The 24716-nt window shown below is 66.1% G+C and carries 22 protein-coding genes; 6 read left to right on the forward strand and 16 right to left on the reverse strand.

Annotated features, from left to right (window positions below; all coding sequences use genetic code 11):
- The 7 genes from RCF13_RS04665 to RCF13_RS04695 form a co-directional block, all read right to left on the reverse strand.
- On the reverse strand, nucleotides 1-336 hold the full coding sequence (locus RCF13_RS04665) for a putative quinol monooxygenase (RefSeq protein WP_034010246.1): 336 nt from the start codon (nucleotides 334-336) through the stop codon (nucleotides 1-3).
- A gap of 67 nt (nucleotides 337-403) precedes the next feature.
- Nucleotides 404-907: a Slp family lipoprotein gene (locus RCF13_RS04670; protein ID WP_019184026.1), complete on the reverse strand. Its 504-nt coding sequence runs from the start codon at nucleotides 905-907 to the stop codon at nucleotides 404-406.
- 165 nt (nucleotides 908-1072) lie between these two features.
- Nucleotides 1073-1768, reverse strand: a complete 696-nt coding sequence (locus RCF13_RS04675) for a hypothetical protein (protein ID WP_099589019.1) — start codon at nucleotides 1766-1768, stop codon at nucleotides 1073-1075.
- Between the two features lie 180 nt (nucleotides 1769-1948).
- Nucleotides 1949-2755, reverse strand: a complete 807-nt coding sequence (locus RCF13_RS04680) for a MipA/OmpV family protein (protein ID WP_019184024.1) — start codon at nucleotides 2753-2755, stop codon at nucleotides 1949-1951.
- A 101-nt stretch (nucleotides 2756-2856) separates the two neighbouring features.
- Nucleotides 2857-3144, reverse strand: a complete 288-nt coding sequence (locus RCF13_RS04685; protein ID WP_034010244.1) for an EF-hand domain-containing protein — start codon at nucleotides 3142-3144, stop codon at nucleotides 2857-2859.
- 149 nt (nucleotides 3145-3293) lie between these two features.
- The gene (locus RCF13_RS04690) at nucleotides 3294-4601 is read right to left on the reverse strand and encodes an ATP-binding protein (RefSeq protein WP_071228739.1); all 1308 of its coding nucleotides are present in this window, start codon (nucleotides 4599-4601) and stop codon (nucleotides 3294-3296) included.
- Complete coding sequence (locus RCF13_RS04695; protein ID WP_014646135.1) at nucleotides 4598-5317, reverse strand: response regulator; 720 nt, start codon at nucleotides 5315-5317, stop codon at nucleotides 4598-4600. The genes RCF13_RS04690 and RCF13_RS04695 overlap by 4 nt, the downstream gene beginning before the upstream one ends.
- Nucleotides 5318-5754: 437 nt before the next feature.
- Here RCF13_RS04695 and RCF13_RS04700 point away from each other — a divergent pair, with 437 nt between their 5' ends.
- Genes RCF13_RS04700 through RCF13_RS04715 form a run of 4 tightly spaced genes read left to right on the forward strand, consistent with a single transcriptional unit; the run spans nucleotide 5755 to nucleotide 14309 of the window.
- Nucleotides 5755-6765, forward strand: a complete 1011-nt coding sequence (locus tag RCF13_RS04700; protein WP_180834217.1) for an efflux RND transporter periplasmic adaptor subunit — start codon at nucleotides 5755-5757, stop codon at nucleotides 6763-6765.
- Between the two features lie 9 nt (nucleotides 6766-6774).
- Complete coding sequence (locus RCF13_RS04705) at nucleotides 6775-9816, forward strand: efflux RND transporter permease subunit (RefSeq protein WP_180834216.1); 3042 nt, start codon at nucleotides 6775-6777, stop codon at nucleotides 9814-9816.
- 3 nt (nucleotides 9817-9819) lie between these two features.
- Nucleotides 9820-12888: an efflux RND transporter permease subunit gene (locus tag RCF13_RS04710; protein WP_019184021.1), complete on the forward strand. Its 3069-nt coding sequence runs from the start codon at nucleotides 9820-9822 to the stop codon at nucleotides 12886-12888.
- Nucleotides 12885-14309 carry an efflux transporter outer membrane subunit gene (locus RCF13_RS04715; RefSeq protein ID WP_071228744.1) on the forward strand — a complete coding sequence of 475 codons (1425 nt, stop codon included), beginning with the start codon at nucleotides 12885-12887 and terminating at the stop codon, nucleotides 14307-14309. Before RCF13_RS04710 ends, RCF13_RS04715 begins: the two co-directional genes overlap by 4 nt.
- 75 nt (nucleotides 14310-14384) lie before the next feature.
- Here RCF13_RS04715 and RCF13_RS04720 read toward each other — a convergent pair whose 3' ends face one another.
- From RCF13_RS04720 to RCF13_RS04735, 4 genes are all read right to left on the reverse strand, one after another.
- Nucleotides 14385-15521, reverse strand: a complete 1137-nt coding sequence (locus RCF13_RS04720) for a DUF1501 domain-containing protein (RefSeq protein ID WP_180834215.1) — start codon at nucleotides 15519-15521, stop codon at nucleotides 14385-14387.
- Nucleotides 15522-15523: 2 nt separating this feature from the next.
- The gene (locus RCF13_RS04725; RefSeq protein ID WP_180834214.1) at nucleotides 15524-16912 is read right to left on the reverse strand and encodes a DUF1800 domain-containing protein; all 1389 of its coding nucleotides are present in this window, start codon (nucleotides 16910-16912) and stop codon (nucleotides 15524-15526) included.
- A 76-nt stretch (nucleotides 16913-16988) separates the two neighbouring features.
- Complete coding sequence (locus tag RCF13_RS04730; RefSeq protein ID WP_071228745.1) at nucleotides 16989-17414, reverse strand: hypothetical protein; 426 nt, start codon at nucleotides 17412-17414, stop codon at nucleotides 16989-16991.
- A 148-nt stretch (nucleotides 17415-17562) separates the two neighbouring features.
- Nucleotides 17563-18135, reverse strand: coding sequence for a PE-PGRS family protein (locus tag RCF13_RS04735; RefSeq protein ID WP_014646127.1), 573 nt, complete (start codon nucleotides 18133-18135; stop codon nucleotides 17563-17565).
- Between the two features lie 132 nt (nucleotides 18136-18267).
- Here RCF13_RS04735 and RCF13_RS04740 point away from each other — a divergent pair, with 132 nt between their 5' ends.
- Together RCF13_RS04740 and RCF13_RS04745 are read left to right on the forward strand one after the other, a co-directional pair.
- Complete coding sequence (locus tag RCF13_RS04740) at nucleotides 18268-18957, forward strand: response regulator transcription factor (RefSeq protein WP_014646126.1); 690 nt, start codon at nucleotides 18268-18270, stop codon at nucleotides 18955-18957.
- Nucleotides 18954-19841, forward strand: a complete 888-nt coding sequence (locus RCF13_RS04745) for a HAMP domain-containing sensor histidine kinase (protein ID WP_014646125.1) — start codon at nucleotides 18954-18956, stop codon at nucleotides 19839-19841. The genes RCF13_RS04740 and RCF13_RS04745 overlap by 4 nt, the downstream gene beginning before the upstream one ends.
- A gap of 335 nt (nucleotides 19842-20176) precedes the next feature.
- Here RCF13_RS04745 and RCF13_RS04750 read toward each other — a convergent pair whose 3' ends face one another.
- From RCF13_RS04750 to parA, 5 genes are all read right to left on the reverse strand, one after another.
- Nucleotides 20177-22159: a relaxase/mobilization nuclease and DUF3363 domain-containing protein gene (locus tag RCF13_RS04750; RefSeq protein WP_014646124.1), complete on the reverse strand. Its 1983-nt coding sequence runs from the start codon at nucleotides 22157-22159 to the stop codon at nucleotides 20177-20179.
- 448 nt (nucleotides 22160-22607) lie between these two features.
- Nucleotides 22608-23207 carry a S26 family signal peptidase gene (locus RCF13_RS04755; protein WP_033946771.1) on the reverse strand — a complete coding sequence of 200 codons (600 nt, stop codon included), beginning with the start codon at nucleotides 23205-23207 and terminating at the stop codon, nucleotides 22608-22610.
- Complete coding sequence (locus RCF13_RS04760) at nucleotides 23204-23716, reverse strand: DUF2840 domain-containing protein (RefSeq protein WP_033946769.1); 513 nt, start codon at nucleotides 23714-23716, stop codon at nucleotides 23204-23206. The genes RCF13_RS04755 and RCF13_RS04760 overlap by 4 nt, the downstream gene beginning before the upstream one ends.
- Entirely contained in the window at nucleotides 23713-23976 is a 264-nt protein-coding gene (locus tag RCF13_RS04765) for a hypothetical protein (protein ID WP_033946790.1), read from the reverse strand. Before RCF13_RS04765 ends, RCF13_RS04760 begins: the two co-directional genes overlap by 4 nt.
- Complete coding sequence (gene parA, locus RCF13_RS04770; RefSeq protein WP_033946767.1) at nucleotides 23973-24611, reverse strand: ParA family partition ATPase; 639 nt, start codon at nucleotides 24609-24611, stop codon at nucleotides 23973-23975. The genes RCF13_RS04765 and parA overlap by 4 nt, the downstream gene beginning before the upstream one ends.
- Nucleotides 24612-24716: the final 105 nt, after the last annotated feature.

A 24716-nucleotide genomic window follows, 5' to 3' on the forward strand; every position in this document is an offset into this window, starting at 1 on the left:
TCATTCCAACCAGGTAATTGGCTGAAAATCCACGGATTCACAGCATGCTCGCACGCGCGCCACTCCATCCAAGAAGTACGGCGTATGCTCGTGTCGGAACAGTGCCTCGGCATCGACCCAACGCTCCAGCAGGAAAAATCGGTTTTCCGATAGGCTTCCTCGGGCAATGCGATAGTCCAGACATCCTGGATCTTGAATGGCGGCCTCGCGTAATGCCTGCAGCACGTCACGCATTTCCTCTATGCGATCACTCGATGCCTTCAATGCGATGATCAATTCAACAACCGGCATGTCATCCTCATTGGAATTCAGCGGCATCGTCTCGTAGGCATACATGCTTGCCACCTTCGACAGTTGATGGAATCAAAGGCCATTTTGATGTCTTGGCGCTTTCCCTTACCGTCTACCACCACCAACCGCGGTAACCCCAGACAGGACCGTAGTAGGGATATGGATAGACCACGCGCGCTTCCTTCGTTTCGGGCCACAGATAAATCACGCTGGCATTGACTCTGGGCAATGTGTAGTCGTACTCGCCGATCTTGGTCGTGGTAGTACCTTCGATCGTGCCCACGACGGTGACCTCGCGTCCCGGGGCGAACACGACTGGATCGTAGAAGTCCGCGTGACAGGCGACGAAGCGTCCGCCTGCCGCATCCGGTGTGCTGCGGTTCGGGCGAGCATGGCTGTCGAGAGGTCGAGAGATCAGTTGCACGCAGGTCGAGTCCGGTCCTGGCTTGGTTTCGACGATGCTGCCACCCCAGCGCACTTGCGCAACGGCCTGCGCGCCGGCCGCCACATCGTGCGGGCTAACTTGGGTGAATGTGCCTTGCAGCGGCTTGGGCGCGGTGGCACAGGCGGTAAGGGCGATGCAGGCAGCAAGGGAAAGCAGGATACGAATTTCCATGAAGCTCTCCGATGGAGCAAAGGACGAGAATTGCAGGGACGGCCGTGATGGGGCCAATAGGACCCGAAACTCGCGCAATTTCTTCCCAAGGGCGGTAAGGTGGGCGCCGCTACGGAGGCGGCCAGAGGGAGGAGAATCCGCCCCGCAGCGGCACCCAGACAAGCATCAGCGGCAGGACACCACCTCACCCGAGGCGTTGGTGCAGCTGCCGGTGTGGGTGAGCGTGCCGTTGCTGACTTCGGTCGAACCGGAGTAGCTGTTGCCATTGCGACCAGTCATCTCAGTGCTGCGGCTGCCGGAATAGCTTCCATCGTCGGTCTTGGCGAAGTTGCTGCTGCGACTAGCACTGCCCCCATTGGCACCTTCGACCGAGGCGTTGTAGTTGTAGCCGGCATTGCCTGCGCCATCCCGGTAACCGTTGGCCGTGCGGCTCGCACGCCCGCCATTCGCCCCTTGGACGGAGGCGGTCGCGCTCCTCCCGGCGCTGCCATCGGCATTGCGATAGGCATTGGCCTGATAATGGGCGCTCCCGCCATAGATGGTGCCGGCGCTGCCGGAGCGACTGGCGCTGCGATTGCCGTTTCCGTCGGCGCTGAAGTTACGGGTACGAGCATAGACGGCCGAGGGGTGTGTTGGCGTCGAGACGATGACCGGCGCGGGTTTCCTCACAACGACGGCTGTGGCGGGCGGTGCTGGCACCGCGACTACGACTGGCGCCGGTTTCCGTACTACGACGGTCGCTGCCGGCGGCGCGGGCGGCGGGACTACGACAACCGCAGCGTGCGCGCTGCTGATGTCCGCGAAGGGGATGGCGACGGCGGCCAGGACGGCCAGTTTCGAAATGATTTTCAGTAAATACATGGTGGGACTCCTGTGCTATGGGATAGGGGAAATGGCGGCGCGGGGACGCCGCGCTTGAAGGTGCCGGCGGTGGGAATCGCACGCTCTGCCAAGGATGCTCACCGACCATGCGTCAACATCCGCATACACTTCCCACGCGCCGGCGTAAGTAGGAGTGGCCGGTCTTGCTCCGATCTACCGTCAGAATCGACGTGCCAGGAATGCAGACATGCTGCGCTGGGTCTCGTCCTCGACCAGCGGACTGGCGCGCGCTTCGGACTGCAGCCTCGCGATCCGCAGGCCCGCGCCGAGGATCCATTTGGGAGATACCGCGTAACTGATCCCCGCCTGCATCGCGATTTCCTGAAGGCCACCGGAAGGCTCGTATTGCGCGAGTTCGGTACTGCCAAGCGGGACACCGAAGTAGGTCCGCATGTTTTCGTCATCTGCCCAGGTCGCCGACGGTCCGAAGGTGATACGCAGCCTGGGATTCAGGGTAATAACGCGCTCCAGACGGAGCGTCGCGATCATTCCTTGTTCGCTGTCGCCCAGCGCCTTGGCTCCGGTCAGCGTGGCCGATACCTGCTCATAGTTCCATTGCGCGAACACCAATGCGGCGCTGCCTCGCTCGATGTCTTCCACACCCGCTTCTCGCTGGCGATTGTCGGCTTCGCGAGGCTCGTTGGCTTGGGTGGAAAATCCTGCGCCGAAACGCCAGCCGCCATCGGTTTTCCATGCTGCGCCGGCTTGAAGTGGCGATCCGCCAAACGGGTTTCCCACGTAGAACGCACTTCCCGAGAAGCGCAGGCTCAGGACAGGAAGAGGAATGGTTCGCTGGTCATCGCTTCCCGGCGCATCCGGGATTGACGCCGCGCCCAGGCCGATCAGACCATGCATCTTGTGATCGTCGTCCGACGACCATGCATCTTGCGCACGCGCGTTGATCGGCTTGGCTGAAAGGAAGAGAGATGCGAGCGCAAGCACCGCACCCGTGAACTGCTTTGGCATCGGGCGATTCCTCGCGAAGGAAGAGAGCCCCGTTCACCGGCCCGGGAGAGACCGGGAGATGGGTGTGCCGGTGAACGGGGAGGAAACTGGCTATGCGAGGCTTAGTTGCCCCTGCCGGCCGCGGCCGCTTGCTGGGCGAATGCGCGGAGCTGATCCAGGGTCACGTAACCGTTTCCGGCGGCGTCGATCTTGGAGAAGTTCTTGGCGATCCGAGGCATGCCCCTCTCGGCCTCGGCTTGGGTCAGCTTGCCGTCCTGATCGGTGTCGGCCTGCTTGAACCGCGCTTCCAGCTGCTCGGCGGCCTTGGCACGATCAGCGCCGCCGAACTGCGGCGCGGCCAGGGCCAATCCAGGCAGCACCAGCAAGGAAGTCAGAATGAGGGATCGCATTTGGCAGTACTCCTATTGGGTTGATGGAATCAGGCGGAGTAGATCCGGCCTGATGAATCCATGCTAGGAAGTGCTGCTGCGAGATGTGTTGCGCTCGGTAAGGCAGATGTTTCATTTCCTTACAGAGGTTTGGCGCGTACAGATGACCTTCAGTTCGGCGATGCCTGAACGGGCAGCACGATGGTCGCATGCAGGCCGCCTTCAGGCGGACTTTCCAGGCGCAGATCCCCGCCATGAATCCTTGCCAGGCGGTCCACGATCGCCAGACCCAGACCCGTGCCTCCGTTGTTCGAGCGTGCATCGTCGGCACGCGTGAATGGCCGCGTCAGGTACTCCACCTGGTCCGGCGGAATGCCGGGGCCAGCGTCACGAACACGGATGCTCACACATCCATCGCCGACCTGCGTGTCTACGGCCAGCCCTGTCTTGCCGTAGCGCACGGCATTTTCCATCAGGTTGGCGATGGCACGTTGCAATGCCAGCGGCCGCAAGCACATCGTAGGAAGGACAGGGTCCAGATTCAGAGCGAAAGTGTCCCCACGCTCGCCGAATTCCGCGGCAAGCTGCTGTACGAGGATGTTGACGTCGAGTATGGACGGTGCCTCGTCACCCTCGGTTCGGCCGAAGTCCAGGAACTGGCCGAGGATTGCATCGATCTGCTGGATGTAGCCGCTGGCGGTGTGCTCGTCCAGCTGGTCCATGGCCAGCAACAGGCGCAGCTTGGTCAACGGCGTTCGGATGTCGTGCGAGATGCCGGCCAACATCAGCGTACGCATGCCTTCGTTGCGTTCCAGGTTCTCGGCCATGCGATTGAACTGCCTCGTGACCGCTGCCAGTTCGCTGGGTCCGTCTTCGGGCAGTCTACCGGGCGCCCGGCCGCTACCCAGGGCATGGGTTGCGCGTTGCAGCTGCCGTAGCGGGCGATTGATTCTTCGCTGGATGAGCCAGGCAGCCAGCAACATCAGGCCGACGATCAGCCCCGAAGTGGCCACGGCGACGGTCATGGCCCGGTCGCGCAGCTGCACATGAAGCGGTAACGATAGCCAGTAGGCCTGATCACCCACCTGCATCCGTACATGGGCAGCGCCCAGGTGCGTGATCGCCGGCCGGCTGCCTGGCGGCAGTTGTCTCTCCAGGCGCCGGGCAAAATCGGTCAGCCAAATGCCGCCGCTCTCCTCCCCGTGAGAAGCATTCCCCTCAATGGCGGGGCTGATCTTCATGGCGCCTTCGGCGTTGATCCGCCGGATCACATCGTCGCGCTCGCCAGGAGGCAGTGCCGCGAGGATGACGCGTTGGGTGTTGATCTGCGAGGCGACAAGCGTCGCCAGCCCTTCGCTGCGGGGCTTCTGCAGGAGTTGGTAGAAGGTCGCGAACACCGAGAACTCCAGCGCCAGCGCCAGAACCATCAGCAGCAGAAAATTACGCGCCAGTAGCGACCTGGGCCAGGGCAGTTTCATTCGGAGGCCTGGGCAACGAACATGTAGCCTACGCCCCATACCGTGCGGATGTAGCGTGGTGATGACGGGTCGTCCTCGATCTTGCGTCGTAGACGCAGGACCTGCACATCCAGGCTGCGATCGAGCGAGTCGTACTCGCGCCCCTTCAGCTTCTCCAGCAGATGCTCGCGGCTCAAGGGGCGCCCGGCATTGGTCGCCATAATGCGCAAGAGCTGAAATTCCGAACTGGAGAGCGCCAGTACCTCACCATGGCGTGTCACCTCCATCCGAGTCAGATTGAGAATGAAGGGCCCGAAGTGGATGACGTTGCCACCGGCCCAGCGGCCATCGCAGTTCACCATGGACTGCCGGCGCAGGATCGAATGCAGCCGTGCAATCAGCTCGCGCGGGTCGAAAGGTTTCGCCAGATAGTCGTCAGCGCCCATTTCAAGGCCCAGGATCCTGTCCACCGCCGCCCCGCGTGCGGTCAGCATCAGGATGGGAACGGTGCTTCCCTCCGCGCGCAGGCGACGGCAAATCGACAAGCCGTCCTCGCCAGGCATCATCAGGTCCAGGATCAGTACGTCGAAGGGTTCACGCCGTAGTCGTTCGTCGAGTCGGTCGGCGGAAGCCAGAATCTGTACGTCGAAGCGATGCTCGCCCAGATAGCGGCGCAGCATGTCGCGCAATTCCAGGTCATCGTCGACGACCAGTATTCGGTGCGGTGCATCTTCCACGGAGTCTGCCATTCACGAAGGGTTAGACAAATTCTTCGCGCAAGAGGCGTTGCCTTGCAACCGCAACCGCACCGTCAGGGCATGATGAATCTCGGAAATAGCCCTTTTGTTTCAGCCACTTGTCCATGACGGTCGACCAAGGCTGTAACCGAATGTAACAACATGTGCGCAGTTTGAAGCCGATTGGGCAGGCGGCGTTCGTACCATGCCGCCCCGACGAGGAAGGTTCGTAACGGCCCCGCATCGATCCATGCCGATCGGGGCTCGGCCCTTCCTTCTCTCCCTTCCTTGCTTCCGTGTGGCCTATTCCAGTGAAAGTCCGACGTTGGCGCCCTGTGGCGCTGCTTACCCTTTTGCTCGTTGTGATCGTTCTCGTAGCCAGCTTACTAGTTAGACATCGTCAAGCAGGCCAAGGCGACGAGAATGTATCGCGGGTCGTGCGGACCACAGCGATCGCCGTACGCGACGTGCCTGTATTTCTGAACGCGGTCGGTACCGTCACGCCATCGACCACGGTCATCGTGCGTGCCCAAGTACAAGGCACGTTGGCCTCGATCAACTTCAGGGAAGGACAAGTGGTCGCCCGCGGCGATCTGCTGGCTACGATCGATGATCGTGCGTTGCGGGCGCAGTTGCAGACGGCGGAAGGCGCGCTGCTGCGAGATCGCGCACAACTCGCCAACGCGCGCCGCGACCTGGATCGCACGCGGGCGCTGGTCGACATTGGCTCCGCCTCGCGCCAGCAGCTCGACACGCAAGAGACTGCGGTCCAGCAGGCCGAGGGCATAGTCAAGGCGGACTCGGGCTCGGTGGACAACCTGCGCGTACAGCTGAGCTATACCCGGATCACCGCGCCCATCGACGGTGTGGTGGGCCTGCGGGCGGTGGATCTTGGCAATCTTGTGCAACCCGGTGATGCCAACGGCGTTGCCACGCTGACGAGCGTATCGCCGACGACGGTGAAGTTCGCGCTATCGATCGACCAGATGTCCCGTGTACTCAACGCACGGCGACAAGGTCCTGTACGGGTTGATGCGTTGGGCCGGGACGGCGGCGACGTGCTTGCCGAGGGCAGCCTGGAGGCCATCGACAACCGCGTGGACGCCGCAACAGGAACGGTGATGTTGCGCGCCCAGTTCAACGATGCCGCGCACCGATTGTTTCCCAACCAATTCGTCAGCGCGCGGGTCCATCTGCAGACACTGGAAAACGCCATGGTCGTGCCGCTTTCGGCGATCCGGTACGGCAACCAGGGTGCCTATGTCTTCATGATCAAAGACGACAAGGCGCATCTGCAGAACGTAACGATGGGGCCGACCCTGGACAGCCAAAGCGTGGTGGTCGCCGACGCGCTCAAGCCCGGCATGCAGATCGCAGTCGACGGCATCGACGCGCTGGAGGACGGTGTTGCGGTGCGCGTGGTCGCGCCGGCGCAAGCCGGGCGTTGAACCTACGCCATGAATCTCTCCAGCACCTTCATCCGCCGGCCGGTGGCCACCGCACTGCTGATGGTCGGCGTACTGCTTGCCGGTCTTATCGGCTATCGCAGCTTGCCGATCTCGGCACTGCCAGAAGTCGACTATCCCACCCTGCAGGTCTACACCGAGTATCCCGGCGCTGGACCCGACGTAACCGCGAACACCCTTACCGCACCGCTCGAGCGCCAGCTGGGACAGATCGCGGGACTGGAGCGTATGCGGTCGAGCAGTGCCAATGGTGCCTCGGTCATTACGTTGCAATTCGGCCTGTCCACCTCGCTGGAGGAAGTGGAGCAGGAAGTGCAGGCCGCGATCAACGCGGCGCGGGCACGCCTGCCCGACGACCTGCCTTATCCCCCGGTCTACAGCAAGGTCAACCCAGCCGACACGGCGGTGCTGACGCTCGCCATGACGTCCGACGTGCTGCCGCTGACGCAGGTGCAGGCGTTGGCCGAGACGCGCATCTCGCAGAAGATCTCGCAGATGTCCGGTGTCGGGCTGGTAACGGTCAGCGGCGGCCACCGTCCCGCAGTCCGCGTTACGGTCGATACACGCCAGCTCGCCAGCCACGGGCTGACGCTGGCAGACGTCGAGGCGGCCCTGACCGCCGCCAACGTCAACCTTCCCAAGGGCACCATAGACGGTCCGACGGTCGCCTACGCGATCGGCGCCAACGACCAGTTGGTCGGACCGGAAGAATATGCATCGTTGGTGCTGGCCTGGCACGATGGTGCGCCGCTGTATCTGCGCGAAGTGGCGCAGATCGCCACCGGAGCGGAAGACACGCGACAGGCGGCCTACGCGAACGACACGCCGGCGATCCTGATCAGCATCCAGCGCCAACCCGGTGCCAACGTGATCAGGACCGTCGACGGCATTCGCGCCGCGCTGCCGAGCCTGTCGGCCGCCCTGCCCAGCTCGGTCCGTCTGCAGATACTGAGCGACCGAACCGAGACGATCCGCGCATCGGTTCACGACGTGCAGGTCGAACTGCTGATTGCGATCGTGCTGGTGGTAGCGGTGATCTGGGTATTCCTGCGCAACTGGCCAGCGACGATCATCCCGGGCATCACCGTCCCATTGTCCCTGCTTGGCACGGTGGCGATCATCTATGGGCTGGGGTTCAGCCTCAACAATCTGACCCTGATGGCGTTGACCGTGGCCACTGGCTTCCTGGTCGACGATGCCATCGTGATGATCGAAAACATCAGCCGGCACATGGCGATGGGCAAGTCGCGCATGCAGGCCGCTTTGGAAGGTGCCGGACAGGTCGGCTTCACCATCGTATCGCTGTCGGCAGCCTTGATCGCGGTAATGATCCCGCTGTTGTTCATGGGCGACGTGGTTGGCCGCCTGTTCCGCGAGTTTGCAGTGACCCTCTCGGTGGCCATCGTGGTGTCGGCAGGCGTGACCCTGACGCTGGTACCGATGCTGTGCGCGCGCGTGCTCAAGCCGGAGGCCGAGCACGACGAGGCAGGGTTCTTCGTGCGCCTGGAGCGTGGCTATGCACGATTGCTGGATCGCCTGATGCAGCGCCGTGCGGCGGTCATGCTTGCCGTGGCCGGCGCGACGGTGCTGACCCTGGCGCTGTTGTGGGCGCTGCCGAAGGGCCTGTTCCCGGTGCAGGACACCGGCATGCTGCAGGGCGCGCTGCAAGTCGATGCGCACAGTGCGTTCTCGCGCATCCAAGAGCGCGAGCAGGCCGCAGCGCGGCTGGTGGCTGCCGATTCGGCCGTGGAGAACGTCTCCATCAGCGCCGGCGTGAGCCAGACCAACACCGCGCTCGGGACCGTGCCAATGCTCGTGCGCCTGAAGGCGGGAAAGGACACCAGCGCCACAGTCATCAAACGCCTCGCCGACAAGGCGCAGCGCGCCGGTATGGTGCTGCACCTGCGCCCGGTCCAAGACCTGACACTCGATACCCAGTCCTCGTCCATGCCCTATGCGGCAGGCCTAGAGTCCACCGATCGTGGCCTGCTGGCCGAGTGGACGTCGAAGCTGATGGCCGCCATGCGAGCCGATCCAGCGTTCTCTGCGGTGGACAGCCAGGCAGCCCGCCGGGGCCTGCAGGCACGTTTGGACGTGGATCGGGTCGCGGCTTCGCGCCTGGGCGTGAACATGCGCAGTATCGATGACACACTGTACGCAGCGTTTGGTCAGAATCAGGTCTCGACCATCTATACCGACCTGAGCCAGTACCACGTCGTACTGGCCGCCAAGGGCGGCCTGCAGGACATACGGGACGTGCTGCAGCGCATCCACGTACCCGGCACCAATGGCACCCCTGTCTTGCTGGCCGCGCTGGCCACGATCGACGCGGGGGACGCGCCGGTATCATTCGAGCGTCAGGGGCAGTTCCCTTACGCCGATATCGGTTTCGATCTGGCCGATGGCGTCACCCTCGGCGACGCGGTGAAGCGGCTGGACTCCATTGCCAAGGACATCGGCCTGCCGGCTGCGGTCACGCTGCATCTGGAAGGCGCGGCCGGCAGCCTGGGCGGCGCCATGTCCGGCCAAGCCATTCTGATGCTGGCGGCGGTGCTGGTGGTGTATCTGGTGCTGGGCATGCTCTATGAGAGCTTCATCCACCCGTTGACGATCCTGTCCACCTTGCCCTCGGCAGTGTTGGGTGCGCTGGCGGCGCTGATGTTGAGCGGCAGCCAGTTCGACGTGATCGGAACCATCGGCGTGGTGCTGCTGGTCGGCATGGTCATGAAGAACGCGATCATGATGATCGATTTCGCGCTGGAGCTGGAGCGTGACCACAGCCTGGACGGTACCGAGGCGATCAAGCGCGCCTGCGAGCAGCGCTTCCGGCCGATCCTGATGACCACGCTGGCCGCATTGCTGGGCGCCGTTCCGCTGGCGTTCGGCAGCGGCATGGGCGCGGAGCTGCGCCACCCGCTGGGCCTGGCCATCATCGGTGGGCTGATCGTGAGCCAGTTGCTGACACTGTTCTCCACGCCGGTGATCTACCTGTTGCTGCGTCCGGCCGAGCAGGCCCTGGCCAAGCGGATCTAAGCCATGGCGATCGATCTGTCCGGTCCGTTCGTGCGTCGGCCGGTGGCCACCACTCTGATCGCCGTCGGCATCATGCTGCTGGGCCTGCTGGCCTTTCGCATGCTGCCGGTGGCTTCGCTGCCGCAGGTGGAATTCCCCACCATCGCCGTTACCGCCAACCTTCCCGGTGCCGATCCGGATACCGTCGCCAGTTCGTTGGCCACGCCACTGGAGCGCCAGTTCAGCGCCATCGCCGGGATCACCGACATGACGTCGGTCAGCTATAGCGGCTCGGTGCGCATCGTGATCCAGTTCGACCTGGCCCGCGACGTGGACGGCGCCGCACGCGACGTGCAGGCCGCCATCAACGCCGCGATGAGCCGCCTGCCCAGCGACATGGACGGCGTGCCGACCTATCGCAAGGTCAACCCCGCCGAAGCGCCAATCATGGCGCTGGCGCTGACCTCGCAGACCGATGACAGTGCCGCGCTGTACGACGCAGCATCCACGTTGCTGCAGCAGAAGCTGCTTCAGACCGAAGGCGTGGGCGATGTGCAGGTCGGTGGCGGCGCGCTGCCGGCCGTGCGTGTGGAGCTGGACGGGCAGCGGCTGAGCCAGTACGGGATCGGTCTGGACCAGATCCGGCAGTTGCTGAACGGTGCCAATGCGCGTCGCGCCAAGGGATCGGTGCAGGTCGGCGACGCCGAGTACGCGCTGGCCGCCAACGACGATCTGCTGCAGGCGGCCGCCTACCGGGACCTGGTGGTGCGCGACAACGCCGGCGCGGTGGTCCGGCTGTCCGACCTGGGCTCGGTCACCGATTCGACGCAGAACGTCCGCAGCTTCGGCTTGATGAACGGGCGGCCGGGCGTGGCACTGATCATCAGCAAGCGCCCCGGCGCCAACGTGGTCGAGACCGTGGACCGGGTCCGCGCGCAGCTGCCGGAATTGCAGGCCGCCGTGCCCGCCACCATGAAGCTGGACGTGATGCTGGACCGGACCCAGACCATCCGCGCCTCGCTGCACGAGGTGGAGCTGACGCTGGTGGTGTCGATCCTGCTGGTGATCGCGGTGACAGCGGTCTTCTTCCGCGACTGGCGCGCCACCCTGGTGCCGGCGGTCGCGGTGCCGCTGTCGCTGCTGGGTACCTTCGCAGTGATGTGGGCGCTGGGCTACAGCATGAACATCCTCTCGCTGATGGCGCTGATCGTCGCGGCCGGATTCGTTGTGGACGACGCCATCGTGGTGGTGGAGAACATCATGCGCCACCAGCAGATGGGCAAGAGCCGCGTGCAGGCGGCGCTGGACGGCGCGCGCGAGGTTGGTTTCACCGTGTTCTCAATCAGCGTCTCGCTGGTGGCGGTGTTCATTCCGCTGCTGCTGATGTCTGGCCTGGTCGGACGCCTCTTCCGCGAGTTCTCGGTCACGCTTGCGGCCGCGGTGCTGGTATCGATGGTCATCTCGCTCACCGTCACCCCGATGATGAGCCGCATGCTGTTGCGTCCGGCGGACGACGCGCGGCACCCCGATGGGCAGGGCGCTTCCCCCGATGGCTTCTATGGACGCACACTGCGCTGGACGCTGCAGCGCCCGCGGCTGATGGCCTGGGCTACCGCTGCGGTCGTCGGCCTGGGACTGGTCGTGTTCGCGGTCATGCCCAAGGGCTTCTTCCCGCAGCAGGACACGGGCTTGCTGCTGGGCCAGGTCTATGGGCCGCAGAACATCTCCTTCGGGCAGATGCGCGATCGCTTCAGCGAAGTGGTACGCATGTTGCGCGGCAATCCGTCCGTCGACCAGGTGATCGGCGTCCTCGGGGCTACCGGCAGCAGCGCCTCCAACGCCGGCGCGCTCTACGTCACGCTCAAGCCGCTGCACGATCCGCGCCAGGACAGCGCGGATGTGGTCATCGACCAGTTGCGCAAGACCTTCGCCAATGAGGCCGGCGTGCAAGTGACGCTGCAGGCCGTGCAGGACATCGGCGTCGGCGGGCGGCAGTCGGCCGGGCAATATCAGTTCACCTTGTCGGCCGACAACCGCGCGGCCCTGGATGTGGCCGCTGCGCGGGTCGAACAGGCCATGCGCAAGGTTTCGTTAATCACCGACGTCAGCTCCGACCTGATGGACGGCAGCGTCGAGGCGCAGATCGAGATCGACCGGCCCGCTGCCGCGCGGCTCGGCGTATCGGCGCAGGCCATCGATCAGGCGCTCTACGATAGCTTCGGCCAGCGCCTAGTTTCCACGATCTACCGGGAAATGAACCAGTACCACGTGGTCATGGGGCTGGACCCGTCGCAGGCTGGCAACCCCGCGACGCTGGACCAGATCTACGTCACGCCTGGTCACGGCAGCGAGCTGGTGCCACTGTCGGCAATAGCGCGCTGGAGCGTGCAGAAGACCAGCCTGTCACAGTCCCACCAAGGCCAATTCCCCGCCGTCACGCTGTCCTACAACCTCAGTCCCGGCGCTTCGCTGGGACCGGCGCAACGCGCGATACGGCAGGCGGTCGATGCGCTGCACCTGGACCCAGGCATCGCCGCGGCGCCTGCAGGCAATGCCAAGGCCTTCGCCGACACGGTCAAGACGATGCCGTTGCTGATTGTCACCGCGCTGCTGGCCGTATACATCGTGCTGGGCATGCTCTACGAGAGCCTGCGTCATCCGCTGACCATCCTCTCCACCTTGCCCTCTGCCGGCATCGGTGCGCTGATCGCGCTGGCGGCGGGGGGCTTCGAGTTCAGCATCATCGCGCTGATCGGCGTGATCCTGCTGATCGGCATCGTCAAGAAGAACGCGATCTTGATGATCGATTTCGCATTGCAGGTCGAGCGCGCCGAGGGACTGTCTCCGCAGGAGGCGATCCTGCGTGCCAGTCTGGTGCGGCTCCGCCCCATCATGATGACCACGCTTGCGGCAATCCTGGGAGCAGTCCCCCTGGTCATCGGTTCCGGCTACGGCTCCGAGTTCCGGCAACCACTGGGCGTGGCGATCATCGGCGGGCTGATGCTCAGCCAGGTGCTGACGCTCTATTCGACACCGGCGATCTATGTGCTCATGGATCGATTCGGCACCCTCCACCGCAGGACCCCACCATGACACGCATTTCCCGATCTCGCAGGCGCCTGCTCGCCAGCGCGCTACTGCCTCTGGCGCTGGCGGCCTGCACCGTGGGCCACGACTATGTCCGGCCCGACCTGCCCGTCCCCGAACGGTTCGAGGAGGGCGGCATGGTGTGGACGCGTGCCGACCCGGAACCGACTGAATGGTACGGCGAGGCCTGGTGGCAGGCCTGGCACGATCCCGACCTCAATGAGCTGCAAGAGCGCGCGCAACAGGCCAACCTGTCCATTGCGGCAGCGGACGCCGCGTGGCGCCAGGCTCAGGCGGCAATCGGCGAGGTCCGTGCGGCCGGGAGGCCGCAGGTCGGCATGGGCGTTTCGCAAAGCCGCAGCGAGAACACGGCGGCTGCGCAGGGGCTGGGCGAGGGACAGGTGCGCCAGCAAGCTACTGCACAGGGTACCGTGAGCTGGGAGCTGGACCTGTGGGGAGCCGTGCGCAGGCGCGCCGAAGCCCAAAGTGCGCAGGCCGAGGCCTCGGCGCAGGATCTGCATGCGCAACGGCTGAGCATCGCCGCGACCGTGGCCAGCACCTATCTGTCGTTGCGCCAGACCGAAGTGCAGATGGCGCTACTGGAGAATCAGGTCGATGCCAACGGCCGACTGCTGGAGATGACCGAACGGGCGAATGAGCTTGGCACCGCCTCGCCCAACGACGTGGTGGAGACGCGCAACGCACTGGACAGCAGCATCATGGGACTGGAAGCGGCCTCGGCCACGCGCGCCCGGTGCCTGCATGCGCTGGCCGCGCTCACCGGGCAGGCACCGTCATCGTTCGTGCTGGCTCCCAGGCCCGAATACGGGTTCGAGGCACCGGCGCCCCCGGCGGTGATGCCGGCCGAACTGCTGCGGCGCCGCCCCGACGTGATGGCGGCCGAGGCACGGGTCAAGGCTGCCAATGCGCAGGTGGGAGCCGCGCAGGCCGCGTATTTCCCGAGCCTGGGGTTGTCGGCCAACGGTGGCTATGTCGGCGGCAGCGTCGACGATCTGCTCGATGCGCCGCTGCGAACCTGGTCGCTCGGCGCGCAACTGCTGGGCACGGTGTTCGACGGTGGTGCGCGTCGATCGCAAACGGCGCAGGCGCGCGCCGGCTACGAGGCTACCGTTGCCCAGTACCGTCAGAGCGTGCTGGGCGCACTACAGGAAACCGAGGATGCGCTGTCGGACTATGGTTATCAGCAACGCCAGGCCGCATACGCGGCGCGTGCGACCTTCGACCGCCAGGAAGTCTGGCAGCGCAAGCAACGCGAGCAGATGCTGGGCACGGCGAGCGAGCGCGACGTGCTGGTGGAGACGTTGAGCATGCTCGATGCGCAACAGACCGCGCTGAGCGCGCAAGGCGCATTGGCCCAGGATGCGGTGGCGCTTTTCAAGGCGGTTGGTGGCGGCTGGCAGGAGTAGCAAAGTAGTCGAGGGATTTTCCAGCAACGCCCGCCGATCGGCATCTTCGGCGACCTGGACTCGACGGTTCGAGTGCTAAACCAGCAACCCATCCATCGGGCGCACCTTGCCGCTATCCGGGAACACCGCCGTGTCCAGTGTTCTCATGTCCAGCCGCAGGTGCCCGGCAAGCACGCCCTTGAACAAGGCCCTCATGTCCGTCGTCACGCGCACGTCCCGACCTTCGTTGAGATCGCCCGGAGCCAGTCCAGGCCACTGCCCGGCAATATGCCCCCCGCGAACCGCCCCGCCGGCCAGCAAGGCCAGCCCTCCCGTTCCATGGTCGGTCCCCCCGCTGCCGTTGACTTTGGCGGTCCGGCCAAACTCGCTCACCACGACCACCACCGTGCGGTCCCAGATCGGCTGCGCGGCCTCGTGGAAGGCCCGCAGTCCCACGTCGAGCTCGGACAGCTTGTTCTTCAGGATCGCGGCTTCGTTGGCGTGGGTGTCCCAGCCGGAATCCTCCACGAACCCGATTCGCGGTCCGTCGGCCTTGGCCATGAAGCGCCCCGCCGCCGTGGTGGCGGCCACCATGCGCGCTGCGCGGCCGCCCACGCCGGCGACTGTTCCCTGGGTGGCCATTGCCCGGGAAAAACTGGCGGATAGCGCCGCGTCATGCGAATAGAGGGGCTCGAGCCGCTGCAACAGGATCGGATTGACGTCCTCCGGCAGGGGCGGCGACCAGGTCGCGGCGTCCCCCGGGCCACGCATGATCAGCGGCATCACGCTGCCGATGGCCAATGCCTCGCCATCGGCCATTGCGCCGGCACAGCGGTTGAGCCAGCCGGTCCCGGCGCCACTGGGGCGACCGGTGCCATTCTCCAGGCAGTTCTGGGCGTCGAAATGCGAACGCTCCTGATACGGAGGGGCCACCGCCACCACCGGCAGCAGCTGCTTGCGCCGATAAAGATCGTGCGCGAAGGACAGCGACGGATGCAGCGCGAAGCTGCCATCCAGCGCCGGTGCATCGTCGGGAACCAGGCTGCCGCGCAGGCTGCGGTATTGGGGATCGTCGCGGGGAATCAGCGTATGCAGTCCATCCAGTCCTCCGCGCAAAAGCACGACCAGCAGCCGGGTATCGCCCGCTGTCCGGGCCTGGCCCTGCCACGGCCACAGGGTCAACGTGGTCACCGCGCCGGCAGCGCCCAGGAACATGCGTCGGGTCAGCGTCATGGTCAGATCCTCCACTGGAAGGCGGGGCTGGCGAACAGGAGGGCGAGGCCGTCACGCGGCGACTCGGCCCGGCGCAGGGCGGACCGCGTTTCTTCGTCCAGCGTGTCGGCGAAGATGGCGCGGGCGGTACCTTCCGGATCGAGCCGATCCTCCGGTACGGCCTCGGCCAGCGCCTGCGCACTCTGGATCCGCTTCCAGAGCGCATCCGGACCGTTCCACTGTGCGGCCTCGTCGGCGAAGCCGGCGGGCGAGCGCGGGGTGAACGGCGGTTGTCCCATCCTGTCCAGCAAGGTGTACAGGGCCTGCGGGCGGGAGCTGTCCAGCACGCCGCCGGCGCGCACAGCCGACAGCAGATAGTCGTCGGGCGTCTTGAACTTGCGTGCCGACTCGCCCCAGGCGGCCGGATGGCGGATCAACGCGGCATATACCTGCGCCAGGTCGCCGCCGGAAGCGAGCCAGGTTCTTGCCATCGCCTCCACCAGCGCCTGCGGCGGCTCGTCGCTGACCAGGTGGCGGGCGATCTTCCACGACACGTGCCGTGCGGTGGCGGGATGGACCGCAAGATCGGCCAGGACGGCCTGGCCCTGCGCCAGTCCGTCCTCGGCGTAGCGCTTGCCCATCACCACGCGCGATCCGCCTTCATGGGCGTTGGCGCGGAACATGAAGGCACGCACCGGCGCGCCGCGCTCGAAGTCCTGCGGCGCCGGCACGCTCCATCCGGTGATGGCCTTGGCCAGCTCGGTCACGTCCGCCTGCGAATACCCGCCTTGCACCCCCAGCGTGTGCAGTTCGAGGATCTCGCGGGCCAGGTTCTCGTTGAGCCCGAGTTCCCGCTCCGGATTCCGCCGATGTGCGCGGACTGCCAGTTTCGAGTCCGCCCCGGCCGATCGCGTGTTGTCCAGGAATCGCAGCATCGCCGGATGGGTTTCCGCCGCCAGCAGCATGTCGGCGAATCGCCCCAGCACGTGCGGGCGGATCGCTTCGCGCTCCATCGGCGCGGCATAGGGCGCCGCCACGCGCTTGTCCACGGACACGGCGAAATGGTTCGACCAGAACCGCACCATGCGCTCCATGAAGCTGGTTGGGCTGGCCACGGCAACCTGGTGGCGCAGCAGCAGTTCGCGCAATTGCGCCTGTCGCTGGCGCCTGGCCAGCGGCATCGCGCTCCCGGCCGTGCCGCGCTGCCTGGATTCGCGCCGGGCTTGCTGCAGGGCGATGTCCTGGCGCAGGTATTCCAGGCTGTCGGGCAATCCGGCCAACGCCGGCTCCGAAGCCGGCATGCGCAACTGCGCCAGGACCCATTCCTGCGGGTCGGTGATCGAATCGATCTCGCCGGGCCGGGCGCCCAGGCCAAAGCGATTGGCCGCGCTGACGGCGTGCTGACGGTTCATGCGTGACGACCTTCAGTGCTCATGTGATGAGACATCGTTCGAGGTGGCGTCCGACAAGCGGGTCCGGGACGCACGTTCAACGGCAACGGTCGAACCGATCCGGCGATGCCCCCGGCCCGCCGCGCCAGCCCGGCGGGTTTTCCCAGTTGGTGCCCCGGCCACCGGCCGGACCTGGCGGGTTGTTGTCGATATCCATCCAGCAGCGGCGGCCCTGGTTCCACAAGCCGTATCGCGGATGCCAATAGCCCCAGCGCGGGCTGTAGTAATAACCGCCGCTGACGAGCTTGAACTCGTAACGCACGCCGTCGCGCCGGTAGAAACGCTGGTTGGGCGAAGCGCCCGGACCGCCACGCCAGCCCGGCGGGTTTTCCCAGTTGGTGCCGGGGCCGCCGGCGGGGCCGGGCGGATTGTTGTCCCAATCCCGGTGCTGGGCGGCAGCACAGCCGGTAACGGCCAGTGTGGAGAGCAGCATCGGGGCGATCCAGCGAATGACAGTGTGCATTGCATGCTCCTTCTTGCTCGATGTGGAAGACACGCCAGGGACAACGCCTTGCTGGATGCCGCGCTGACGTGTCAAGTGATCACATTTGGGTAACAGCCAGCTACGTGATCGCCCCAGTCAGACGACCGGGGCGCCGCGCGTCTGGCTATCAAGGCCGCTTGATGCCATAGCCATGGGCCTGGCCTTTGCCTCGTACGGCGGCCTTGCCCTTGACGGAACCATCTCCGATGGCCACGCCCCGTCCGGCCACCGAACCGGTGCCCGATTTGCGGTGGATCCGGCCATCTTCGCCCCGGTAATACACCGTCCCCGTTCCGCTGGCCTGACCTTTGCCGATGGCCGCCCCTGTTCCCGTGGCCGTGCCGCTTCCGATGGCACCGCTGACAGGGGTGTTCCCATGCGTGGGCCGGACGGCGCCATCCCCTTCGACCCGCCCATGGCCGGCGACCAGTGCCTTTCCGTCCACCTCGCCTGCGCCCACCGCGACGCCACGGCCATCCACGGTTCCGGTACCCGATTTGCGATGGATAAGTCCATCTTCGCCGCGGTAGTAGACCGTGCCGGTCCCGCTGGCCTCCCCTTGGCCGACAGCGAGGCCTTGTCCATTCGCCGAGCCTTGGCCTGCCGCCATCCCGTTGCCGCTGACGCCGGTATCCTGGGCGGCCCACGCCGGTGGAACGGCCAAAACCAGCATCAGGATCACCGTATTCTGCTTCTTCATCGTCGTATCTCCATGACTGTCCCGGATCGGACACCGCCAGTCTCGAGAGCGATATCGGAAGGAATCCGGAAAGCCGGCTGGATGCGCTGCGGCCGGTTGGTTTAGGTTTAGCCGGCACCGCAGAGGCACCCCATGCAGCAGAGCCCCCGCATCCTGGTCGTCGACGACGAACCCAACCTGCGCCGCGCCGTGGAAGTCGCACTGCGCTTGCGCGGGTTCGAGGTCGACACGGCCGCCAACGGTCGGGAGGCGTTGGCGCGCATCGCACAGCGCCGCCCGGACGCCATCGTGCTGGACCTGGCCATGCCCGACATCGATGGCCTGGCGCTTCTCCCGCTCATCCGCAAACGCACACAGGTGCCGGTCCTGATGCTCACGGCAAGCACCGAACTGGGGGACAAGATCGTGGCGCTGGAGGGCGGGGCCGACGATTACCTCACCAAGCCCTTTGCCATGGACGAACTCAAGGCGCGGCTGGTGGCGCACCTTCGGCGCGGAGCGGGATCGAGCGACCTGCTGGCGTATGCGGATCTGCGTGTCGATCCACTCAGGCGCCGCGCATGGAAGTCGGATTCGCCATTGGCCCTGTCCGCGCGTGAGTTCGATCTGCTGGTCGGCCTGATGCGCGAGCAGGGGCGGGTCTTCCGCAAGAGCCAGTTGCTGGAGTCGGTCTGGGGAGTGGACGCCGAAGTCGGTACGGAAACGGTGGATCGATTCGTGTCCTTGCTGCGTGCGAAGCTGGAGGCCGATGGAAGCCCGCGTCTGGTCCAGACCGTGCGCGGCGTGGGCTACACACTGCGCATCGAGGAGAAAATCGGATGAAGCGCTCCACGCGAACGGCTTGGATTTCGGCCGCGGTGTGCTGCGTGCTGGCGTTGGCGATCCTGCTGATGGCCTTGCTGGTCTATCCGCGCGTGGGTCCGGGCGTGCTGAAGCGCTATTGGGCAGTGTCGGCCATCAGCCTGGTGCTGTCGGCGCTGGTCGGATACCTGATCGCGCAACTGGCCCAGGCCACGGTCGCACGCGACGCCCAGGCAAAGGAGTCAAGGTTGCGAAGCCATCTGGCCGAGGCCGGGCACGAGTTGCGAACGCCATTGGCGGTGATGTCCGCCTCGCTCGACAACCTGCGGCACGCCATCCGCCCTGGCGATACCAGCGCCTATACCCAGCTCGATGGCCTGCAGCAGGAGGTCAAAAGGATGAGCGCCCTGGTCGCCGACGTGTTGCTGCTGGCTCGGCTGGATGTCATGCGTCGCCCATCGAACGAATGGATCGCGCTCGTGCCGACGCTGGAAGAACTCGCGGCCGAGGTCAGGCAACTGGAACCGGATCGCGTGATCGCCGTACAGGCGGCTCCCGGACTTCGTGTTTGCATGGACCCGACCATGCTGCGCGAGATCATCCGCAACCTGCTGGACAATGCGCGCAAGTACGCTCCCGGATCGCCCATCGACCTGCGGGCGACCGCAGACAACGGCATGGTCCTGATCCAGGTCGGCGACCACGGCCCCGGCATGGACGAGGAAGACCGCATCCTGGCCTTCGAGCGCCACTACCGCGGCAGTACGTCGGTCGGGAAACCGGGCAGCGGGCTCGGGCTGGCCATCGTCCAGGCGGCGGTGTCGAAGCACGGCGGCTCGGTTGATCTGGACAGCCAGCCGGGCCGAGGCACTTACGTCCGTGTTCGCGTCCCCATGAATCAATGAAATTCATCCTGCAGGCTTGCCCGCCCACCCTTCATAACTCCAATGACAGATTCAACTCGAAAGCCGGGCGCAGCTAGGACGGAAGCGCAATGGTTCAGGGTCACGCCGCGGCACTATTTACGCCAGCCTGTGACCCAATTACCTACCTGATGCGAGTACCGTCGATCGCCAGAAGGTCTGGCAGGGCAAGGAGCGCGGACAGGTATTGGGAATAGTGAGCGAACGAGACCCGCCGATAGAGAAGTCGAGCATACCGCGCTCACAGGTGCATTGGCCGCAGGATGCGGTGGCGCTTTTCAAGGCGGTTGGTGGGGCTTTGCTTATGAGCAACAGTTCTATCCGATGCCAGGCCAGCGCTGAGGCCCAAACTCCCAGGACACCCCGCCACCGCGCACCGTCGCGGCGAGTTGCTGCCCCAGCCGCTGTTCGATCACCGGCCGCCACGGTACCAGGCTGAACCCCATGCCATCATCGAGCATCGCGTAGCGACCGCTGGCGAGCATGACCGAGCGACGGTAGATGCCGGCCACGCGCTGACCGTCGGCGATGGGCCTATGCTCCAGTCCGGTGTCGGCGGCAATGTCTTTCGTGGCTTGCGCCAATTCCCGATTGCGCAGCGTAGCCAACAGATTCCGGGTGAGGATCACGCGCTGGCCGCGCTTCTCGGCCAGCCCCCGTTCGGCCAGGAAGTCGGCACGCTGCTGCATCGCCTGCTTGGCCTCGCCACCAAAGCCCAGGTCGCCCAAGCCTCGGCCGCCGTTAATCAACTGCTGATCCAGCCAAGTGGCGCCGATGACGCGGGCCTGCCGCTCGATGGGTAGGTGCGATTTCAGCTCCACCGCCACACCGCCCAGGCGCTGCGCGTCGTAGCGGCGGCCACGCTCGGCCAGGTCGTCCGGCACCTTCCATAGCCCGTCGGCCACGCGCTCCACGATGCCGGCCCGGCGCAGGGCTTCCAGTCGGCGGACATGGGCCGCAACGACTTCCTGCGGGTCACGACCGGGCTTGGCTCGGCCTTGCTCAATCGCCAGGTGATGATCGGTGCGATACAGCCCATCGCTCGCCAGCGCGGCGATGTTCCTGTCGGCGGCGCGCACGTCGGCCGATCCCTTCACCTCCACCACGGCGCCGGTCGGATAGTTCGCCAGCTCGTCGCGGGCGTTCAGCGCGACGTAGTGGGCCTTGCCGTCCACGCCGTCGATGACCAGATAGCCGCGGTCGTGCAGTTCGTCGGCCAGCCCCTTGGCTGCTACGCGGCCGAAGATGGTGCGGCCGTCATCGCCCGGCTCGAACACCGCCAGCTCGCGCGGCTGTCCGCTCATGGCGCGCTGCATCGTGCGGATGATGTCGCCACGCTCGCCCAGGGCGCGCAAGGTCTTCTCGGCATCGGTATGGATGGCCCAGGAGCCCGGCTGCGCCTCGTCGGCCAAGCCCAGGCGCTGCAAGCGCTGCAGGCGGCCGATCAGCAGCAGGCGCTGGCGCTGCAAGCGGGGTTCGTTGAGCCGTTCGACATGCACCAGGCCATCGTCGCTGGCCTCGCGCTTCAAGGTGCGATCCAGGCTCGTCCACCGCTCCTGTTCCACCTCGCGCCCCAAGGTCTGCTGGATCTCCAGCTCGGTGCGCGGCCCCAGCCATTCGGTCGCCAGCTCGGCGGCGCGGTGGCGGAAGCCATCGGCGATGTAGTCGCCCGCGATGATGAGGTCTTTGCCGGTGTCGTCGCGCCCGCGCACGATCAGGTGGGTGTGCGGGTTGTCGGTGTTCCAGTGATCGACCGCCACCCAATCCAGCCGCGTGCCCAGGTCGGCTTCCATGCGATCCACCAGATGCCGGGTGTAGGTGCGCAGGTCGTCCAGTTCGGCCCCGTCCTCCGGCGAGACGATGAAGCGGAAATGGTGGCGGTCATCGGCGCAGCGTTCCTTGAAGGCATCGAGGTCAGCTTCGTCGGCCTGTGGCCCGTAGGCCCGGCCCGGTTCGCCATCGCGACCCGCGCCGTCGCGCTCGATGTAGCGCAGGTGCTTGGCGAGCGACTGTGGGCTGGCCCGTTGGTGATTGACCAGCAAGGTTTTGATGGTCACGCGCCGCGACATGGGCGTCAGCTTCGCGCCGGCGAAGCGCGCCGCCGTATGGCCGCGCCCCAGGCGTGAGCCGGGACGCTGGCCGGTGGCAGCCGCCCCAGGACGGCGCACCGCCGACTTGCCGCTGCTGGCTTTTCCGGCCTGCTTGAGCACCTTGGAAACGAAGCTCTGCCCCTGGCCCTTACCCCGGTTCTTCGGGGCGCTGGGGCGCACGCGGAAATCGTCGTCGCGGCGGTCGGTCATCGCCGTTCTCCCTGCAAGCTCCGGCGTGTCCGGTCGTGCGAAGCACGCGGACATGCCTGCATTGGCGCGGGCCTCACGCCCCACGCGGCACGGCGGCGAAGCCGCTGCGTGCCGCGCCACCCCCATGTGCAGACAGGCTTTCGACGCGGCCCGGTGCCGCGTCCTTTTGTCTTGCCTTCCGCCGTTGCCCCGCGCTGTCGCTCCGGGCGTCGGCGGCCCGGTAGCGCAGCTGCACACGCAGCCCGCGCACCGGCGAACGCGCCGATGGCCGCAGGCCGGGCGCGTTTGAGGCAAGACGCCTGCACGTTGGACGGCTGCGCCATATGTTGCGCGAGGCGCGGCGCGAATGCGGCCGCGCTGCATGCGCGACGACACGGCAGCAGCCACTGGAACGACATGCCCGATGGCACGATGAGAGGCACGGCAACGTGCAGTGAATCGGCGGCCATCATGGGCGTGTCTCCAGCCAGACCGGATGCGCGACGCCGATCACGGCGGATGCGCTGACCGGGCCGAAATAGCGGCTGTCGAACGACGCCGGATTGGTCACGCTCAACAGGAACAGCTCGCCCGGTTCGAGGCGGCGGCAAAGCTGCAAGGATGGCAGCGGCCGGCCCCGCCGGTCGGCAGGCAGCGCGGCGGCCGCAGGCACACCGTCGATGCGTACCTGCCCGGCGACGATGCAAACGTGTTGCGGTGCGACTGCGCCCACACGTTTGAGCAGCGGAACGCGCGTCGGTAGGTAGCCGCGCTGCGCAGCCAGCATGGCTGCCCTGTCGGGCAGCGGCACCAGCACGATGCTGTCCACGGACAGCGGACGTGGCAGCGAGGCGGTGCGCGGGTCGAACGGTTCGATGCGATACCAACCAACCGCCACGCTGTCGGACGGGTTGTAGGTCAGACGCGGCAGCGGCGACACGAAAGCCGCCCAGGCCAGCGCAGCGAGGCCGACGGCAGCAAAGCCCGCCAGCACGATGCGAGCGCGTCGGCGCGAGCGAGGATGCGGCGCGGCTTCGTGCGTGCATGTGGTGTTGAATTGGGTCGTCATGGCAGCGCCCTTCCAGCCAGCCAGGCGGCGTGCCGCTCGGCGGTGTATTCGGGCAGCGCCAGGCGGGCCGCCAGACGGTTGCCCAGCGTGCGCCAGTACGCGGGCGACACGTCGATGGCGGCGATGCCTTGCCCTTCGATGCCGTTGATGCGTTCCAGCACGGCACGCACCGCGTTTTCGCCTTCGGCGTGCAGCAGCAGGCGTGCGCCTGGTCGCACGCCGGGAATGCGCTGCATGTCGTCCAGCGGCGTGGCGGCTTGCATCACCATGAGCTGCCAGCGGATCGTGCCGTAGTCGTTTGCTTCCCAGCGCACGCGGCAGAACATTGCACGCGGCAGGAACACCGCGCAGCGCCGCCAGCGGTCGAGCCGCAGCGTGCGCGCCGGTTCGCCGAAACGCAGGTAGAGCTTGAAGCGCGGTTCGATGTAGGCGAGCGATACGCGGGTCAGTGGCACAGTAGCCGGTGCAAGCGTCGCCGCGTGAGCGGCAGGCGAAGCGGATGCGTTCATGGCGTGTTCTCCCTGCGGTGTTCTGGAAACTCGCGCTCCAGCAGTCCGCGCAGCAGTTCGGCCACGGTCACGCCCTGGCCGAAAGCGGCGATCTTGATGCACGCGCGCAGCGCAGGCGTCACGTCGAGGGTCAAGCGTGCGGTGTAGATGTCGCCCTTGTTGAGTGCATCGGCGTCGCCCTCGCGAATCCACGCCTCGGCGTGCGGATTCGCGGGCGGACGTGCGCCGATGCCGACGCGCTTGCTGCGCGGGCTGCTCATGTCGGCCACCGCAGCAGTTCATCGGCGAGCTCGGCGATCTCGCGTGCGGCGGCGCTGTCGGGCGCCGTCTCGCGGGCGAGCCGGCCAGCGGCCACGCTGTCGGCGAAGACGATGCGCTGGCGCACTTCGCTGCGCAGCGCCGGCAGCGGCTGTTCGGCCAGCGATTGCCGTGCTTCCCTGCCGATGATGGTGGTGCTGACGCGCCGATTGATGACGAAGGCCGCGCGCAGCGCAGGCCGGAACACCTGTGCCTCGCGGATCAGCGCCACCATCTCGGCGCTGGCCCACAGGTCATATGGGCTGGGCTGCACGGGAATCAGCACGCGCTCGGCCGCCAGAAGTGCAGAACGCGCCAACGCGGCGATGCGCGGCGGGCCGTCGATGATGACGTGATCGGCGCGGCGGGCTAGCTCCGGCGCTTCCTGATGCAGCGTCTCGCGGGCAAGGCCTACGGCGCTGAACAGGCGCGGCAAGCCCTGCTGACTTCTGCGCTGCGTCCAGTCCAGGGAGGAACCCTGCGGGTCGGCATCCAGCAGGATGACCGACTGGCCGCGCAGCGCCAGTTCGCCCGCGATGTGGGTGGCGAGCGTGGTTTTGCCGACGCCCCCTTTCTGGTTGAGAAACGCGAAGATCATGGCACAGCCCTCCCTGCTGGAAAGCCGGCCTGGCCGTGCCGTTTCGTGGTTGTCCACCGAAACGGCGCGCTTCTACTAAAAGTTAGAGATTTATAGTTAGGTAAG

The sequence above is a fragment of the Stenotrophomonas maltophilia group sp. RNC7 genome (genome assembly GCF_030910085.1).
Taxonomy (GTDB): Bacteria; Pseudomonadota; Gammaproteobacteria; order Xanthomonadales; family Xanthomonadaceae; genus Stenotrophomonas; species Stenotrophomonas sepilia.